12 protein-coding genes are annotated in these 14,947 nt (G+C 73.9%); 4 read left to right on the top strand and 8 right to left on the bottom strand.

Annotated features, from left to right (window positions below; genetic code table 11):
* Positions 1-18: 18 nt before the first annotated feature.
* Genes ACQPZZ_RS26380 through ACQPZZ_RS26390 form a run of 3 tightly spaced genes read right to left on the bottom strand, consistent with a single transcriptional unit; the run spans position 19 to position 3,471 of the window.
* A complete protein-coding gene (locus ACQPZZ_RS26380) occupies positions 19-903 on the bottom strand; it encodes an ABC transporter permease (protein ID WP_432923331.1) in 885 nt (294 codons plus the stop codon).
* Entirely contained in the window at positions 900-1,862 is a 963-nt protein-coding gene (locus ACQPZZ_RS26385; protein WP_363639863.1) for an ABC transporter permease, read from the bottom strand. The genes ACQPZZ_RS26380 and ACQPZZ_RS26385 overlap by 4 nt, the downstream gene beginning before the upstream one ends.
* Before the next feature lies 1 nt (position 1,863).
* Positions 1,864-3,471: an ABC transporter substrate-binding protein gene (locus tag ACQPZZ_RS26390; protein WP_432923334.1), complete on the bottom strand. Its 1,608-nt coding sequence runs from the start codon at positions 3,469-3,471 to the stop codon at positions 1,864-1,866.
* Between the two features lie 131 nt (positions 3,472-3,602).
* On the opposite strand from ACQPZZ_RS26390, the gene ACQPZZ_RS26395 reads away from it, so the two are divergent.
* The gene (locus ACQPZZ_RS26395; protein WP_432923337.1) at positions 3,603-4,775 is read left to right on the top strand and encodes a Gfo/Idh/MocA family protein; all 1,173 of its coding nucleotides are present in this window, start codon (positions 3,603-3,605) and stop codon (positions 4,773-4,775) included.
* Here the strand turns inward: ACQPZZ_RS26395 and ACQPZZ_RS26400 are convergent.
* The 4 genes from ACQPZZ_RS26400 to ispH all read right to left on the bottom strand — a co-directional run bounded on the left by ACQPZZ_RS26400 (position 4,723) and on the right by ispH (position 9,234).
* On the bottom strand, positions 4,723-5,478 hold the full coding sequence (locus ACQPZZ_RS26400; RefSeq protein ID WP_432923340.1) for a TetR/AcrR family transcriptional regulator: 756 nt from the start codon (positions 5,476-5,478) through the stop codon (positions 4,723-4,725). The genes ACQPZZ_RS26395 and ACQPZZ_RS26400 overlap by 53 nt on opposite strands.
* 145 nt (positions 5,479-5,623) lie before the next feature.
* On the bottom strand, positions 5,624-6,961 hold the full coding sequence (locus ACQPZZ_RS26405; protein WP_432923343.1) for an NtaA/DmoA family FMN-dependent monooxygenase: 1,338 nt from the start codon (positions 6,959-6,961) through the stop codon (positions 5,624-5,626).
* A gap of 104 nt (positions 6,962-7,065) precedes the next feature.
* Positions 7,066-8,250 (bottom strand): cytochrome P450, encoded by a 1,185-nt coding sequence (locus ACQPZZ_RS26410; RefSeq protein WP_432923346.1) that lies wholly within the window; start codon positions 8,248-8,250, stop codon positions 7,066-7,068.
* 66 nt (positions 8,251-8,316) lie between these two features.
* Complete coding sequence (ispH, locus tag ACQPZZ_RS26415; RefSeq protein ID WP_432934555.1) at positions 8,317-9,234, bottom strand: 4-hydroxy-3-methylbut-2-enyl diphosphate reductase; 918 nt, start codon at positions 9,232-9,234, stop codon at positions 8,317-8,319.
* Between the two features lie 393 nt (positions 9,235-9,627).
* Between ispH and ACQPZZ_RS26420 the strand changes: the two genes are divergently transcribed.
* Both ACQPZZ_RS26420 and ispG read left to right on the top strand, forming a co-directional pair.
* Entirely contained in the window at positions 9,628-11,421 is a 1,794-nt protein-coding gene (locus ACQPZZ_RS26420; protein WP_432923349.1) for a 1-deoxy-D-xylulose-5-phosphate synthase, read from the top strand.
* A 4-nt stretch (positions 11,422-11,425) separates the two neighbouring features.
* Positions 11,426-12,595 carry a flavodoxin-dependent (E)-4-hydroxy-3-methylbut-2-enyl-diphosphate synthase gene (ispG, locus tag ACQPZZ_RS26425; protein ID WP_432923352.1) on the top strand — a complete coding sequence of 390 codons (1,170 nt, stop codon included), beginning with the start codon at positions 11,426-11,428 and terminating at the stop codon, positions 12,593-12,595.
* Positions 12,596-12,614: 19 nt separating this feature from the next.
* Here ispG and ACQPZZ_RS26430 read toward each other — a convergent pair whose 3' ends face one another.
* Positions 12,615-13,349, bottom strand: a complete 735-nt coding sequence (locus tag ACQPZZ_RS26430) for an IclR family transcriptional regulator (protein WP_432923355.1) — start codon at positions 13,347-13,349, stop codon at positions 12,615-12,617.
* A gap of 363 nt (positions 13,350-13,712) precedes the next feature.
* On the opposite strand from ACQPZZ_RS26430, the gene ACQPZZ_RS26435 reads away from it, so the two are divergent.
* Positions 13,713-14,903 carry an RNA-guided endonuclease InsQ/TnpB family protein gene (locus ACQPZZ_RS26435; RefSeq protein WP_432923358.1) on the top strand — a complete coding sequence of 397 codons (1,191 nt, stop codon included), beginning with the start codon at positions 13,713-13,715 and terminating at the stop codon, positions 14,901-14,903.
* Positions 14,904-14,947 lie beyond the last annotated feature (44 nt).

Raw genomic sequence — 14,947 nt, forward strand, 5'->3', positions numbered from 1 at the left:
CGGTCACCCCTCCTCCGGTCAACGCAGCCCCGCCCATTCGCCCTCGGCCCTGGCGATGCGGTTGACGGCGAGCGCCACGGCCGCGACCGTCAGGCCGGGCATGGTCGTCAGCCACCACGCGCTCGACAGGTAGTCGCGGCCCTGGGCCACGAGCGCGCCCCACTCGGGCGCGGGCGGAGCCGCGCCGTACCCGAGGAAGCCGAGCGCCGCGACCGCGAGCACGGCCGTGCCCGTGCTGAGCGTCGCCACGGCCAGCAGGGGCCCGTACGCGTTGGGCAGGACGTGGCGCAGCAGCACCGAGTGCCGGCGGGCGCCGAACGCCTCGGCCGCCTCGACATAGGCCGATGTGCGCACCCGCAGCACCTCCGCGCGCATGATGCGGGCGAAGCCCGCGACGTTGGCGAGACCGACCGCGAGCGCCACGTTGACGGTGCCGGACCCGAGCGCGGTCACCAGCGTGAGGGACAGCAGCAGCGACGGCACGGCGAGCAGCACCTCGATCACGCGCGCGATCACGTCGTCGAGCCACCGCACCGCGAGGCCCGCGACCAGCCCGAGCAGGCCGCCAAGCACGACCCCGGCCGCCACCGCGACGACGGTGACCTTCAGGGACGGCCCGGCGCCGTACACGACGCGGGTGAAAAGGTCGCGTCCCAGCTGGTCGGTGCCGAACGGATGCCCGGGACCGGGCGGCAGCAGGCTCCGCGCGGGCGCCGCGGCGAGCGGGTCGCCCGAGGTGAACAGTCCGGGGAGGAACGCGGCCGTCAGGGCCAGCAGGACGACCACGACCGACAGGATCAGCCCCGGGCGGGAAAGCAGCAGGCGGGCGGCCCCGAGCGCCCGCCTGCCCGGCCCGGCCGTCAGCGGCGCCTCGGCCGCCAGACCCGTCACCAGGCCCGTCACGAGGCCCGCCCGCCGAGGACGATGCGCGGGTCGAGCAGCGGGTACGCGAGATCGACGAGCAGGTTGACCAGCACGATGACGACGGCGCTCACGACCACGACGCCCTGCACGACGGGGATGTCCTCCGCGCCGACCGCCGTCGCGGTGATCCTGCCGAGGCCGTCGCGGGAGAAGACGGTCTCCACGACCACGGCGTTGGTCATCAGCTCCCCGATCACGAGGCCGAGCAGCGTCAGTGCGGGGATCACGGCGTTGGGCGCGACGTGCCGCAGGTGAACGCGCAGCCGCCCGGCCCCCTTGGCGTGCGCGGTCTCCACGTACGGGTCGCGCAGGACGTTGTCGAGCCCGCGGGCGAGCACCTGGGCGAGCGCCGCGGCGGCGGGCACGGCGAGCGTGACGGCGGGCAGCACCTGGGCGGCCGGGCCGGCGTCGCCGGCGGAGGGCAGCAGCCGCAGCCTGAACGACACGACCTGGAGCAGCACGAGCCCGACCCAGAACGTCGGCAGGGCGACGCCGAGGGACGGCAGCGACAGCAGCAGCCGCCGCAGCCGGGGCGTCCGCGTGTAGGTGGCGAGCAGGGCGAGCCCGGCACCGGCCGGGACCGCCAGCGCGACGGCGAGGCCGGTCAGCGTGAGCGTGGCGGGCAGGCCGGTGCGGATCAGCCCGAGCACCGGGACGCCGCTCGTCACCGACCGGCCGAAGTCGCCGTGCAGCGCGGCCGCCAGGCGGTCGAGGTACTGGACCGCCAGGGGCCGGTCGAAGCCGTACTCGTGCCGGAGCGCGGCGATCTGCGCGGGGTCCACGGCGTCGCCCGACGCCCCGCCCCCGGTCATGATCTCGATTGGGTCGCCGGGCAGCAGGTAGAGCACGATGAAGGAGAGCGTGAACGCCGCCCACAGCACCAGCGCCGCCTGTGCCAGCCGCCGCGCGAGGTAACGCGCCATGTCGCGGCGGGTCATGTCAGGAGACCCACGCGTCGTGGAACTGCAGGCGGGCGGCGGAGTCGAAGCGCACTCCGTGGGCACGTGCGCCCACGCCGACGATGACGCTGCCCTCGAACAGCGGGATGGCGTAGGCGTCGCGCACGAGCAGGGTCTGTGCCGCGGCCACCTGTGCGGCCCGTTTGCCGGTGTCGCTCTCGGCGGCCTGGCCGTCGAGGGCGGTCTGCAGCGGCCCGCCCGGCAGCCGTACGGCGTTGAGGCCCCGGGCCGTGTAGTAGCGCCGGAGGATGTCGGGGTCGGCGCTGGGCGCGTCGCCGAGGATGAGGTCGTAGTCGCCGTCCTTGAACGCCTGCAGGGCCTGGGAGACCGGTGTCTGCTTCAGCACGACGTCGACGCCGACGGCCTTGAGCTGCTGCTGGACCAGTTCGAGGGCCGACTGGGTCGCCGCGTAGGTGGAGAACCAGCGAAGGACGAGGCTGAGCCTCCTGCCGTCCTTGACCCGCACGCCGTCCGCACCCGTCTTCCAGCCGGCGCCGTCGAGCAGGCGCCCGGCCCCGGCCGGGTCGGCGGCGAGGTCCGCGCCGAGGTCGGTGTATCCCGGAGTGGAGCCGGCGAGGACGCTGGTGGCGGGCCGGTAGACCGACCCGTACAGGGTGGTGACGATCTGCCGCCGGTCGACGGCCTTCTGGATCGCCCGCCGCACGGCGGGGTCGGCCGTCAGCGGCCGGGAGACGTTCACGTTGAGGCTGTAGACCAGGCCCGCCGGGGAGCGCGTCTCCAGCGCGAGCCCCTCCTGGCGCAGCTGCGGGGCGGCCTGCGGCTGGAGCAGCGAGACGACGTCGGCCTGGCCGGAGCGCAGCCGGCCGACCCGTACGCTCTCCTCCGGGACGACCTGGAACACGACCTGGTCGAGGTAGGCGGCGCCCTTGTTGGGGGCGAGGGCGGAGCCCCAGGTGTAGCCGTCCCTGCGCCGCTCCACCACCTCCTGGTTGGGCGTGTAGTGGTCGAGCACGAACGGGCCGGAGCCGACGACCCCCGAGGCGCACCGGTCGGCCGCCGGCTTGGCCAGCGTCGCCTTTCCCACGATGCCGAGGCTCGTGGTGGAGGTGCCGTACAGGAACGGGGCGTTGGGGTGGTCGAACTCGACCCGCACGGTCCTGGCGTCCACGGCCACGCTGCGCCGGTAGCCCGACAGGTAGGTCGACGCCTGCACGGCCCGCGCGCCGAGCTTCACCAGGTGGTCGAAGTTGTCCTTCACCGCCTGCGCGTCCAGCGGGGTGCCGTCGCTGAAGGTGACGCCGTCCTTGAGAGTGAAGGTGAAGCGGCGGGCGCCGGACTCGGCCTTCCAGGACTCGGCGAGCCAGGGCACGATCTCGCCGGTGGCCGGGTCCTGGTCGGTCAGCGAGTCGACCAGCTGCCGGGTCACCGTGATCGTGGTGCTGCTCCCCGCCTGCTGGGGATCGAGACAGTCGGGCGCGGACGACAGCGCCGCCGTCAGCCGGCCGCCGGGCTTCGGCTGTCCGGACCCGCCGGCCCTCGCCGGATTCCCGGCGGACGCGCCGGACCCGCAGGCCGCGACGAGGAGGACGGCGCAGACCGCGCCGCAGGTCGTCACCTTCAGGGGCATCGGGCGGCTCCAATTTCCTTCTTTATCTACTACTTGACTAGGTTTTTAGGCGACAAGAAAGCGGGGAATGTCCCCGCTTTCTCGTTACGATAACGGGGACACTCCCCGCTAATCAACCGATTGGGGCGTACATGACCGGACCCATCCGCGTCGGCGTCGTCGGGGCCTCACCCTCGCGCGGCTGGGCCGCCGCGGCCCACCTGCCCGCCCTCGCCCGCCTCCCCGGGTTCACGCTGACCGCCGTCGCCACCTCCAACCCCGCGAGCGCCCGTGAGGCCGCCCGGGTCTACGGCGCCCGGCACGCGCTGACGGCCGCGGAGCTCGTCGCGCACCCGGACGTCGACCTGGTGGTGGTCGCCGTCAAGGTGCCCGGCCACGCGGAGCTGATCAGGGCCGCGCTCGGCGCGGGCAAGCACGTTCTGTCGGAGTGGCCGCTCGGCACCGGCCTCGGCGAGGCGACCGAGCTGGCCGCCCTCGCGAAGCGGGCCGGGGTGGTCCACGCCGTCGGGCTGCAGGGTCTGCACTCCCCCGGCGCCCGGCACGTGCGCGAGCTGCTCGACGGCGGCCGCATCGGCGAGGTGTGGGCCGTCAGCGTCGTCTTCTCCGCCGCCGGCGGGCTCGGCAGCGGCCGGATCCCCCGGTCCGCGGTCTGGGCCGCCGACCCCGCCGCCGGGGTGAGCCTGCTCAGCGTCTCGGCCGCCCACATCCTGTCCGTGCTGGCGACCGCCGTCGGCGAGCCGTCCGAGCTGTCCGCGATCGCGGCCTGCGCGGGCGGCACCGCGGTGGTGGAGGAGACCGGCGAGACCATCCCCGTGGGCATGGTGAACCAGGTCGTGCTGCACGGGTTCCTCGGACGGCACGGGTTCCTTGGACAGCACGGGCGCCTCGGACAGCACGGGCGCCTCGACGGCGGCGTCGTCGCCTCGGTCGCCGTGCAGGGCGGCACCCCGCCCGCGGCGGCCGGCTTCCTGATGAGGATCGCCGGAAGCGAGGGGGCGATGACCGTGACGCCGGTCCAGCGCGGCGGCTCGATGCAGATCGCCGACTGGGCGGTCCGTGTGGCCCGGCACGACGGGGCGGAGGAGGAGGTTCCGGTGCCGTCACGCCTCCGCGCGGCGCCCCCGGACGTGCCCGCAGGGCCGCCGGCCAACGTCGCGGCCCTGTATCTCGAGGTCGGGCGGGCGATCGCGGAGGGCCGCGACGCCCACCCGAGTTTCGAGACGGCGGTGCGCTACCACCGTCTCGTCCGCCTCATCGAGGAGGCGTCGCGTTCCGGGCTGCGGTTGCCCGCAGACCGTCCATGAGCACGGTGAGGAGCCGGTCGGCGCGGGTGGCGTCGCGGGGACCGCGCTCGGTCGCCCAGGCGATGCCGGTCGCCTGGGTCAGCAGGTCGACCGCGTCGACGTCGCACCGCACCTCTCCCGCGCTCTGGGCCCGCTCAAGCAGCCGGGCTGCTACGCCGAGGAGCGTGGCGCACGAGCCGTACAACGGGGAGCCCGGTTCGCCCCGCAGCGTGGCCAGCACCGACGCGGGCAGCCCCTGGTAGGTCCTCGTGTACGCGACGAACTCCCCCAGCCAGGCGGCCAGGGCGTCCGCCGGCCTCTCGCGGGAGACCAGGGCCGGCTCCCCCTCCACCAGCTGGCCGATCCGCTCGCCCAGCACCTCCTCCAGCAGCGCCTCACGAGTGGGGAAGTGGCGGTAGAGCGTGGCGTTCGCCACCCCGGCGCGCTTGGCGATGCCGTCCAGCGGTGCGTCCGCGCCGTGCTCGGCGAACGCCTCGATGGCGGCGTCGAGCAGCACCTGCCGGTTGCGCCGGGCGTCGGCCCGCATCCGCCGGGCGCTCCCGGCACCGGGTTTCACATCGGCCCGGGAGCGACCGGATCCGGCATGCGGCACGTCGGCCCGGGAGCCGCCGGAGCCGGGCGGCGGCTCCTCGATGAGGGAGCGGCCGGAGCCGGGCGGCGTCACGTCGGCCGGGAGGCGGTCCCCCGCCGTTCCGGGGAGCATCCCCCGATTAAAGCACCCGCCCGCCCGCCTCCCGGATGGCGCCGCACCTCACGCACAACCGCGTGCGGGCCCGCCGACGCCGGTCATCCCGGCGAATTCTCAGCGCCGGTGAATTCCCAGCGCCGGTGAATGCACTCCCCGGGGATCAGCGGCCCTCCGCCCCGGCCGGGACGGAAACCGGCAGGCCGTAGTGCTCGCGCAGCGTCGCGCCGCGGTACTCCGTGCGGAACAGGCCGCCCCGCTGGAGGATCGGCACGACGTGGTCGACGAACGCGGGCAGCCCGTCGGCCAGCACGTCCGGCATGAGGTTGAACCCGTCCACCGCCCCGGACTCGAACCAGCGCCGGATGAGACCGGCCACCTGCTCGGGGGTGCCGACGACCTCGACGTTTCCCGTGCCGACGCCCCGGCCGAGCAACTGCCGGACGGTGAGACCGGTCCGGGCGAGGCGGCGGGCCACGTCCTCGGCCCGGCCCGAGTCCGGGGAGTCCGGGGAGTCCGGCGGCAGGCCCGCCAGCAGCTCCGGCGGCACCGGCCGGTCGAGTTCGAGCGCGTCCGGCGGGACGCCCAGCGTCAGCGCGAGATAGGACACCGGCCCCGACAGGTCGGTGAGCGCGTCGAGCCGCTCCCGCCGCTCGTACGCCTCGCGCTCGGTGCCGCCAAGTGTGATCCGCAGTCCGGGAAGGATCCGGATCGCGGCCGGATCGCGGCCGTACTCGGCGGTGAGCTCCCGCAGCTCCCGGGCCGCCTCGCGGGCGTTCGCCAGGTCGCCCGGGGCGGAGAACACGGCGTCGGCCGTCCGGGCGGCCAGGTGCCTGCCCTCGGCCGCGCCGCCCGCCTGGAAGATCACGGGGTAACCCTGCGGGGAGGGCGGCAGCGTCAGCGGGCCGTGCACGGTGAAGTGCTCGCCCCGATGGGCGATCGGCTCGACGCGGGACAGATCGGCGAACCGGCCCTCGGCCACGTCGGCCACCACCGCCCCGGGACCCCAGCTGCGCCACAGTGCCCGTACGACGTCGACGAACTCGTTGCCCCTGGCGTACCGCTCCTCACGGGTGGGCTCGGCGGCGCCGAAGTTGCGCGCGGAGTTGGAGTTGTAGGTCGTCACCGCGTTCCAGGCCGCCCGGCCGCCGCTGATCACGTCGAGGGCGAGGAACCGGCGCGCGACGTTGTAGGGCTCGTTGTAGCTGGTGGACGCCGTGCCGATCAGCCCGATCCGCTCGGTGGCCCGGGCGATCGTGGTGAGGATCAGCGTCGGTTCGAGGCCGTTGTACGGCGGCCCGGCGGCGAGGTTCTGCACCACGCCCGGGGAGTCGGCGAGGAAGACGGCGTCCAGCAGGCCGCGCTCGGCCACGCGGGCCGCGGTGACATACTCGTCCACCTGGATGAACGACAGCGGCGACGCCGCCGGCCAGCGCCAGGCGCCCGGGTGCGACCCGAGCCCGCCGAGCAGGTTGACGTTGAGATGCAGTTCGCGGGTCATCGTTTCCTTTCACACAAATTCGTGCGCATCTGTCCCTCTTCACCGGGCCGCTCACCAGGCCCGCTCACCGGCCCCCGTTCAACAGGCCCGCTCACCAGGCCCGCTCACCAGGTCACGGGCAGCGCGTCCAGGCCGAACACGGCCGAGGACGACCGGAACGGCACCTCCGCGTACGGCACGGCCAGCCGCAGGCCGGGGAGGCGGCGCAGCAGCGCGGGATAGGCGATCCGCATCTCGATCCGGGCGAGCGGCGCACCGAGACAGTGGTGGATGCCGTGCCCGAAGGCGAGGTGCCCCGGCGCCTTCCTGGTGACGTCGAAGCGGTCCAGGCCGGGCCCGAGGCGCTCGTCACGGTTGGCCGTGGGCAGCGAGCACACCACCAGGTCCCCCGCCTTGATCTCGCGGCCGCCGAGGACCACGTCGACCTGGGCGATCCTGGGCAGGCCCGCGTGCACCACGGACAGGTAGCGCAGCAGCTCCTCGACGCCGCCGTCGACGTGATCGTCGTCGCGCATGAGCGCGGCCTGGTCCGGGCGCAGCAGGAGCAGCAGCACGCCGAGGGAGAGCATGTTGGCCGTGGTCTCGTGCCCGGCGAGCAGCAGCAGGTCGCACACCCCGGTCAGCTCCCGGTCGGAGAGGGTGTCGCCGTGCTCGCGCACGAGCATGCCGATCAGCCCCTCGCCCGGCGCGGACCGCTCCCGCTCCACCAGGCCGGCCATGTACGCCCGCGACTCCTCGACCGCCGCGATCCGCTCCTCCACGCCGAGGGACATGTCGAGCCGCCGGGCGCTGCGCCGCTGGAAGCCGGCCCTGTCCCCGTACGGCACTCCCAGCAGCTCGCAGATGACCAGGGACGGGATGGGCAGCGAGAAGGCCTCGACGAGGTCGGCCGGAGGGCCCGACCGCTCCATCGCGTCCAGGTGGTCCGCCACGATCTCCTCGATGCGCGGCCGGAGCCGCCGCAGCCGCTTGACCGTGAACTCGGGGCTGAGCATGCGGCGCAGCACGGTGTGCTCGGGCGGGTCGTACGCGCCGAGCAGGCCCGAACCGGCCGAGGAGACCGAGCCGGACCGGTCCTCGCGGGTGGTGAGCGGGTGGCCGTTGGCGAAGCGGGCGGAGTCGCCCATCACGGCCCGCACGTCCTCGTAGCGGGTGACGAGCCAGGCGGTCTCCCCCCACGGCAGCGTGATCGGGGCCACCGGTTCCCGGCTGCGCCGCCGGGCGAGCCGGGCGTCGGGACCGAAGCAGTCCCTGCGCACCAGCAGGGGCACGAGCGTGTCCTGGGTCACTGGGCACCATCCTCATTCGCGGGGCCCACGCCGGGTCGTGTGCTGAGGGACCCGGCGGGAGCCGGTTCATCGCGCGGCCAGTTCCTTGGGCAGGTTGAACGTCGTCGTCTCGACCGCGACCCGCCGCTCCACCACCTCGACGGGGCCGAGACCGCGCAGGTTGCGGATGACGCCGTCCACGAGCGCCGGCGGGGCGGAGGCGCCGGCCGTCAGGCCGATCCTGGCCGCCTCGGCGAGGTCGGCGAGCCGGACGTCGCCGACGTCCTCCACGAACCGGGTCGGCGTGCCCGCACGCTCCGACAGCTCCGCCAGCCGCAGGGAGTTGGAGGAGTTGGGCGAGCCGATCACGAACAGCAGGTCCGACTCGGCGGCGACCGCGCGCACGGCCTCCTGCCGGTTGGTCGTCGCGTAGCAGATGTCGTCGCTTCCCGGCCCCTTGATCCCGGGGAACCGCTCCCGCAGCGCGGCGACGACCTCGGCGGCCTCGTCCACCGCGAGCGTCGTCTGCATGACGTAGGCCGTCCCGCCCTCGTACGCCGGGAGGCGGGCCACGTCGTCCACCGTCCGCACGAGCGTCGTCCGGCCGGGCGCCTCCCCCAGGGTCCCCTCGCTCTCCTCGTGGCCCGCGTGCCCGATGAGCACGATGTCGTCCCCCCGGGCGGCGAACCTGCGCACCTCCGCGTGCACCTTGGTCACCAGCGGGCAGGTCGCGTCGATCACCCGCAGCCCGCGCCGCCGCGCCTGCGCGCGCACCGCCGGGGACACCCCGTGCGCCGAGAAGACCACGAGGGCGCCCTCCGGCACCTCGTCGAGGTCGTCGACGAACACCGCGCCCCGCTCCGCCAGGTCCCGTACGACGTGGGTGTTGTGCACGATCTGCTTGCGCACGTACACCGGGTGCGGATACCGGGCCAGCGCGGCCTCCACGATCTGCACGGCCCGCTCGACGCCGGCGCAGAACGACTGCGGCTGGGCGAGCAGCACCGTCCGGGGGCGCCGCGCGGCCCGCCACCGGCCGAGCACCTCGGCGACGGCGGCCTCCGCGTGCGGGGAGACGGCCCGCACCCCGCCGGGGAGGGCTCCGGACGGCGTGCCGACCACCAGACCGGCGCGGCGCAGTTCGGCCGCGATCAGGTCCGCGGACTCGAGCGAGTCGGCCACGAGGACGTCGGCAGGCGTCATGAAAGGCACCTTTCTTGGTCGGGATGGTTCGTACGGTAGGCACCGATTCGTCCTGAGAACAGGGAGGCGTCCCGTGCGGCAGGACAGCGGCCCGGCCCGGCGTCGCCGCGACGGCCTCGCCCGCGGACGGCGTCGTCCCGTGCGGCAGGACAGCGATCTGGCCCGGCATCGCGGCGAGCGTCTTTCATACACGCCATGACCCTTCTGGAACTGATACGGGAGCCCCGCGACCTGCGCGGCCTGACCCTGGACCAGATGCGGACCCTCGCCGCGGAGATCCGTGCGCTGCTCGTCGACCGGGTGTCCAGGACGGGCGGGCATCTCGGCCCCAACCTCGGAGTCGTCGAGCTGACCCTGGCCGTCCACCGGGTGTTCGACTCCCCGCGTGACCGGATCCTGTTCGACACGGGCCACCAGGCGTACGTCCACAAGATGCTCACCGGCCGGGCCGCGGGGTTCGACCGGCTGCGCCGCCGCGGCGGGCTGTCCGGCTACCCCTCCCGGGAGGAGTCCCCGCACGACCTGATCGAGAACTCGCACGCCTCGACCGCGCTGAGCTACGCCGACGGCCTCGCCAAGGCGTACGACCTGCGGGGCGACCACGACCGCACGGTGGTGGCCGTGGTGGGCGACGGGGCGCTGACCGGCGGCCTGTCGTGGGAGGCGCTCAACGCCGTCGCCGCCTCACGCCGCCGCCTCGTCGTCGTCCTCAACGACAACGGCCGGTCGTACGCGCCGACCGTGGGCGGCCTGGCCTGCCACCTGGCGGCCGCGCGGGCGGAGCGACGGGCGCCGCGGGTGTTCGAGCACCTCGGCCTGCGCGTCGTCGGCCCCGTCGACGGCCACGACCTCGGCGCGCTGGAGCGGGCGTTGCGCGAGGCCGGGGAGGCCGGCGGGCCGGTGGTGGTCCACTGCGTGACCCGCAAGGGGGCCGGGTATCCGCCCGCCGAGCGTGACGAGGCCGACCGTTTCCACGGCATCGGCGCGATCGACCCGGCGACGGGACGGCCGAAGCCGCGTTCCCGCTCCTGGACGTCGCTGTTCGCCGAGGAGATGGTGCGGGTGGGCGCCGACCGGCCCGACGTGGTGGCGATCAGCGCGGCCATGATGGAGCCGGTCGGCCTCGGCCGGTTCGCCGCCGCCTACCCGGGGCGGGCGTTCGACGTGGGGATCGCCGAGCAGCACGCGGTGGCCTCCGCCGTCGGCATGAGCATGGCGGGGCTCCACCCGGTGGTGGCGGTCTACGCGACCTTCCTCAACCGGGCGTTCGACCAGGTCCTGCTGGACGCGGCGCTGCACCGGGCCCCGATGACGCTGGTGCTCGACCGAGCGGGGGTGACGGGCGAGGACGGCCCGAGCCACAACGGGGTCTGGGACCTGTCGATCCTCCAGGTCGTGCCCGGCCTGCGGGTGGCCGCGCCGCGCGACGGCGCCACCCTGCGCGCCGAGTTGCGCGAGGCGCTCGCGGTGCCGGACGGGCCGACCGTGGTGCGGTTCCCCAAGGGGGCACTGCCCCCGGACCTGCCGGCCATCGGACGGGTGGGCGGCGCCGACCTGCTGCGGCGCGGCCACCGGGAGGACGTCCTGATCGTGTCGGTCGGCGCGATGGCCCCGGTCTGCCTGAGCGCGGCCGAGCGGCTGGCCGAGGCCGGGCTGGGGGTGACCGTGGCCGACCCGCGCTGGGTGAAGCCGGTCGACCCGGCGCTGGTGGATTTGGCGGCCCGGCACCGGCTGGTCGTGACCGCCGAGGACAACAGCAGGGCGGCGGGCGCCGGGTCGGCGTTCGCGCAGGCGCTGCGGGACGCCGGGGCCGACGTGCCGGTACGCGAGATCGGCGTGCCGCCGAGGTTCCTGGATCACGGGTCGCGGCCGGAGGTGCTCGACGAGGCGGGCCTGCGCCCCGGCGCGCTGGTGGACGCCGTCCTGGGCGCCCTCGGCCGGGCTCCGGAGGCCCCGGCGGGGCTGGTGACGCTGGCGAAGGGCAGGTGAGGACATGACCGCCGTATCCCTGGGGATTCCCGTCGTGCGGCCCCGGCCGATCGCCAAGCGGCGGGTGTCACGTCAGATCATGGTCGGCTCGGTTCCCGTCGGCGGGGACGCGCCGGTCTCGGTGCAGTCCATGACGACCACGCTGACCGCCGACGTGAACGCCACCCTGCAGCAGATCGCCGAGCTGACCGCGGCGGGCTGTCAGATCGTGCGTGTCGCCGTGCCGTCCCAGGACGACGCCGACGCGCTGCCGGCCATCGCGAGGAAGTCGCAGATCCCCGTGATCGCCGACATCCATTTCCAGCCCAAATACGTCTTCGCGGCGATCGACGCCGGATGCGCGGCCGTGCGGGTGAACCCCGGAAACATCAAGAAGTTCGACGACAAGGTCGGCGAGATCGCCCGCGCGGCCTCCGACGCCGGGGTGCCGATCAGGATCGGCGTCAACGCCGGCTCGCTCGACCCGCGGCTGCTGCAGAAGTACGGCAAGGCCACCCCCGAGGCGCTGGTGGAGTCGGCGTTGTGGGAGTGCTCGTTGTTCGAGGAGCACGGCTTCCGCGACATCAAGATCTCGGTCAAGCACAACGACCCGGTCGTGATGATCCAGGCCTACCGGCTGCTGGCCCGGCGCTGCGACTATCCGCTGCATCTGGGGGTGACCGAGGCGGGGCCGGCGTTCCAGGGCACGATCAAGTCGGCGGTGGCGTTCGGCGCGCTGCTGGCCGAGGGCATCGGTGACACGATCCGGGTGTCGCTGTCGGCGCCTCCGGTGGAGGAGGTCAAGGTCGGCGCCCAGATCCTGGAGTCGCTGGGGTTGCGTGAGCGGGGCCTGGAGATCGTCTCGTGTCCTTCCTGCGGGCGGGCGCAGGTGGATGTGTACACCCTGGCCGAGCAGGTGCAGGCCGGCCTCGCGGGGCTGAAGGTGCCGCTGCGGGTGGCCGTGATGGGCTGTGTGGTCAACGGCCCGGGCGAGGCCAGGGAGGCCGACCTCGGTGTCGCCTCCGGCAACGGCAAGGGCCAGATCTTCGTCAAGGGCGAGGTCGTCAAGACCGTGCCCGAGTCGCGGATCGTCGAGACCCTGGTCGAGGAGGCCCTGCGCATCGCCGAGGAGATGGGCGTCGACGTCGACCTCGACGACGACGAGACCACCGGCCCGGAGGTCGTCGTCCGGTGACGCGACGACCCGGCACCGCCTACCCGGCGGCGCGGGCCTCGGGCCACCGGGCGACGGCCTGCGACGCCGCGTGCCCCACGCGGCGCAGCACCCCGGAGACGGCGGAGACGTCGAGGCCGCCGGCGGGCCCGGCCACCGATATGGCCGCGGCGACGCGTCGTCCCGGTCCCCACACCGGCACGGCGAGGCTGGTGACGCCCGGACGGCGGCCGCCCACCTCCACGGCGATGCCCGTCCTGCGCACCCGGCCGAGGTCCTGCCTGAGCCCGTCGGGCCCGGCCATGAGCGGGCCGTCGGCGAAGGCGAGCAGCACCCTGCCCATCGCCGTGCTGCCGGGAGGGGTGACCGACCCCACCGTGATCGGCAGGTGCACGCCGTGGTGGCCGTGCAGACGTTCCAGGCACAGGACGCCGCCGTCTCCGGGCACGCCGAGCAGCACCGCGTGGTTCGTCACGCGGTACAGGTCGAGCAGGTACGGCAGCAGCCGGTCGCGCAGCGCGGACGGGCGTATCCCGGACGCCTGGACGGCGAGGTCGCGCATGCGCTCACCGAGCCGGTAACCGTTCAGGTGCCGGTCGGCCAGCCGCAGGTCGGCGAGCAGCCCGAGGATGCGATGGACCGTCGACCGGGGCAGTCCGGTGCGCCGGGCCACCTCGGCGGCGCCGATCCAGCCCTGCGCGGGCAGTGCGCCGAGAATCAGGTACGACTTCTCCACGGCGCCGGACGCGCCGCGGGCGGCCCCCGCGTCCACCATCAGAACCTCGGCAGGGGACCGTCGCCTTCAGGCGATGGGGGAATGCCGTCCCTGATTGGTTTTCTGTCCGGGCTCATGGCGAGTTCCTTTGACTGGTGGATTGGATGGGCGGTGCTTTCATGGTGATCATGTGACTCCTCGGGTGCGCGCCTACCCCGGTGCATATGACCTCGGGCACCGCGTGGTGTGGTGCCCGAAGTACCGCCGTCCCGTTCTGGGCGGCCGGGTGAAGGCCGGCCTTGGGGAGCTGATCGGCGGCCTGTTTCGGCTGACCGGCGATTCCGCGCGTGCTGTCTCCGGGTTTTGTCGGCGCCTTCCAATAGCGTGGTGATCTGATTACTGAGCGTGGAATGAACGTGGGGGGTGGGTGTGCGCCGGTCGTTCACGTTCCTGCTGCGCCCCACCGGTAAGCAGGCCGCCGCGCTCGCCGCCTGCCTTGAGGATCACCGGGTCCTCTACAACGCCGCCCTTGAGCACCGGCGGACCGCCTACCGAAAGGCGGGCGTAACCGTTCGCTACGGTGACCAGTCCGCGGAGTTGAAGCACATCCGTGCCGATGACCCCGCCGGTCAGGGCCGGTGGTCGTTCTCCTCCCAGCAGGCCACCTTGCGCCGGTTGGACACGGCGTTCCGTGAGTTCTTCGCCCGGGTTCGTCAGGGACGCGTGCCCGGGTTCCCCCGGTTCAAGGGGCGCGGCTGGTTCGACACCGTGACCTGGCCGAAAGACGGGGACGGCTGCCGGTGGAACTCCCAACCCGAGCACCCCACGGCGACGTTTGTCCGCCTGCAGGGCATCGGGCACGTCCGGGTGCACCGGCACCGCCCTGTGCGGGGCCGGGTGAAGACGATCAGTATCAAGCGGGAGGGTTCCCGCTGGTATGTGATCCTGTCGTGCGAAGACGTGCCCGCGCAGCCGCTGCCCGCGACCGGCGCGGCCGTCGGGATCGACATGGGCGTGGCCTTGCTGATCACGACCAGTGACGGTGAGCCTTTGGCCAACCCGCGCCCCCTGGCCTCCTCCGCCGGTCGTCTCGCGGCGGCCCAGCGGGCCCTCGCCCGCAAGAAGCGGGGGTCCAAACGACGCCTCAAGGCGGCGGCGCGGGTGGCGGCGCTGCACGCGAAGGTCGGGCGTCAACGTCGTGATACCGCGCACAAGGCGGCGCTGGCCCTGGTCCGGGCGTATGACGTGATCGTGCATGAGGACCTGCGGATCGCGAACATGACCCGGTCCGCGTCCGGCACGATCGAGGCTCCAGGGCGGAACGTGGCGGCCAAGTCGGGGCTGAACCGGAGCATCCTGGACGCGGGGTGGGGGGTGTTCCTGCGTGTGCTCGCGGACAAGGCTGAAAGCGCCGGTCGCGAGCTGATCGCAGTCAACCCCGCCAACACCTCCCGCATCTGCTCGCGGTGCGGGCACTGCGCGAAGGACAACCGCCTCGCCCAGGCCGAGTTCGCCTGTACGGCGTGCGGGCACACCGCGCACGCCGACGTGAACGCGGCGATCAACATTCTCAGGGCAGGGCTTGCCCTTCGCGACGCTGCCGAAGCGGCGTAGCGAGAAGCCGCTCCCTTCAGGGAGCGGAGGAGTCACGAGCCTCC

This window comes from Microbispora sp. CA-135349, from assembly GCF_050947365.1.
Lineage (GTDB): Bacteria > Actinomycetota > Actinomycetes > Streptosporangiales > Streptosporangiaceae > Microbispora.

Coding starts and splice junctions, on each gene's coding strand:
- ACQPZZ_RS26385 (WP_363639863.1), bottom strand. CDS start 1,862: ATGACCCGCCGCGACATGGCGCGTTACCTCGCGCGGCGGCTGGCACAG.
- ACQPZZ_RS26390 (WP_432923334.1), bottom strand. CDS start 3,471: ATGCCCCTGAAGGTGACGACCTGCGGCGCGGTCTGCGCCGTCCTCCTC.
- ACQPZZ_RS26395 (WP_432923337.1), top strand. CDS start 3,603: ATGACCGGACCCATCCGCGTCGGCGTCGTCGGGGCCTCACCCTCGCGC.
- ACQPZZ_RS26400 (WP_432923340.1), bottom strand. CDS start 5,478: ATGCTCCCCGGAACGGCGGGGGACCGCCTCCCGGCCGACGTGACGCCG.
- ACQPZZ_RS26405 (WP_432923343.1), bottom strand. CDS start 6,961: ATGACCCGCGAACTGCATCTCAACGTCAACCTGCTCGGCGGGCTCGGG.
- ACQPZZ_RS26420 (WP_432923349.1), top strand. CDS start 9,628: ATGACCCTTCTGGAACTGATACGGGAGCCCCGCGACCTGCGCGGCCTG.
- ispG (WP_432923352.1), top strand. CDS start 11,426: ATGACCGCCGTATCCCTGGGGATTCCCGTCGTGCGGCCCCGGCCGATC.
- ACQPZZ_RS26430 (WP_432923355.1), bottom strand. CDS start 13,349: ATGGTGGACGCGGGGGCCGCCCGCGGCGCGTCCGGCGCCGTGGAGAAG.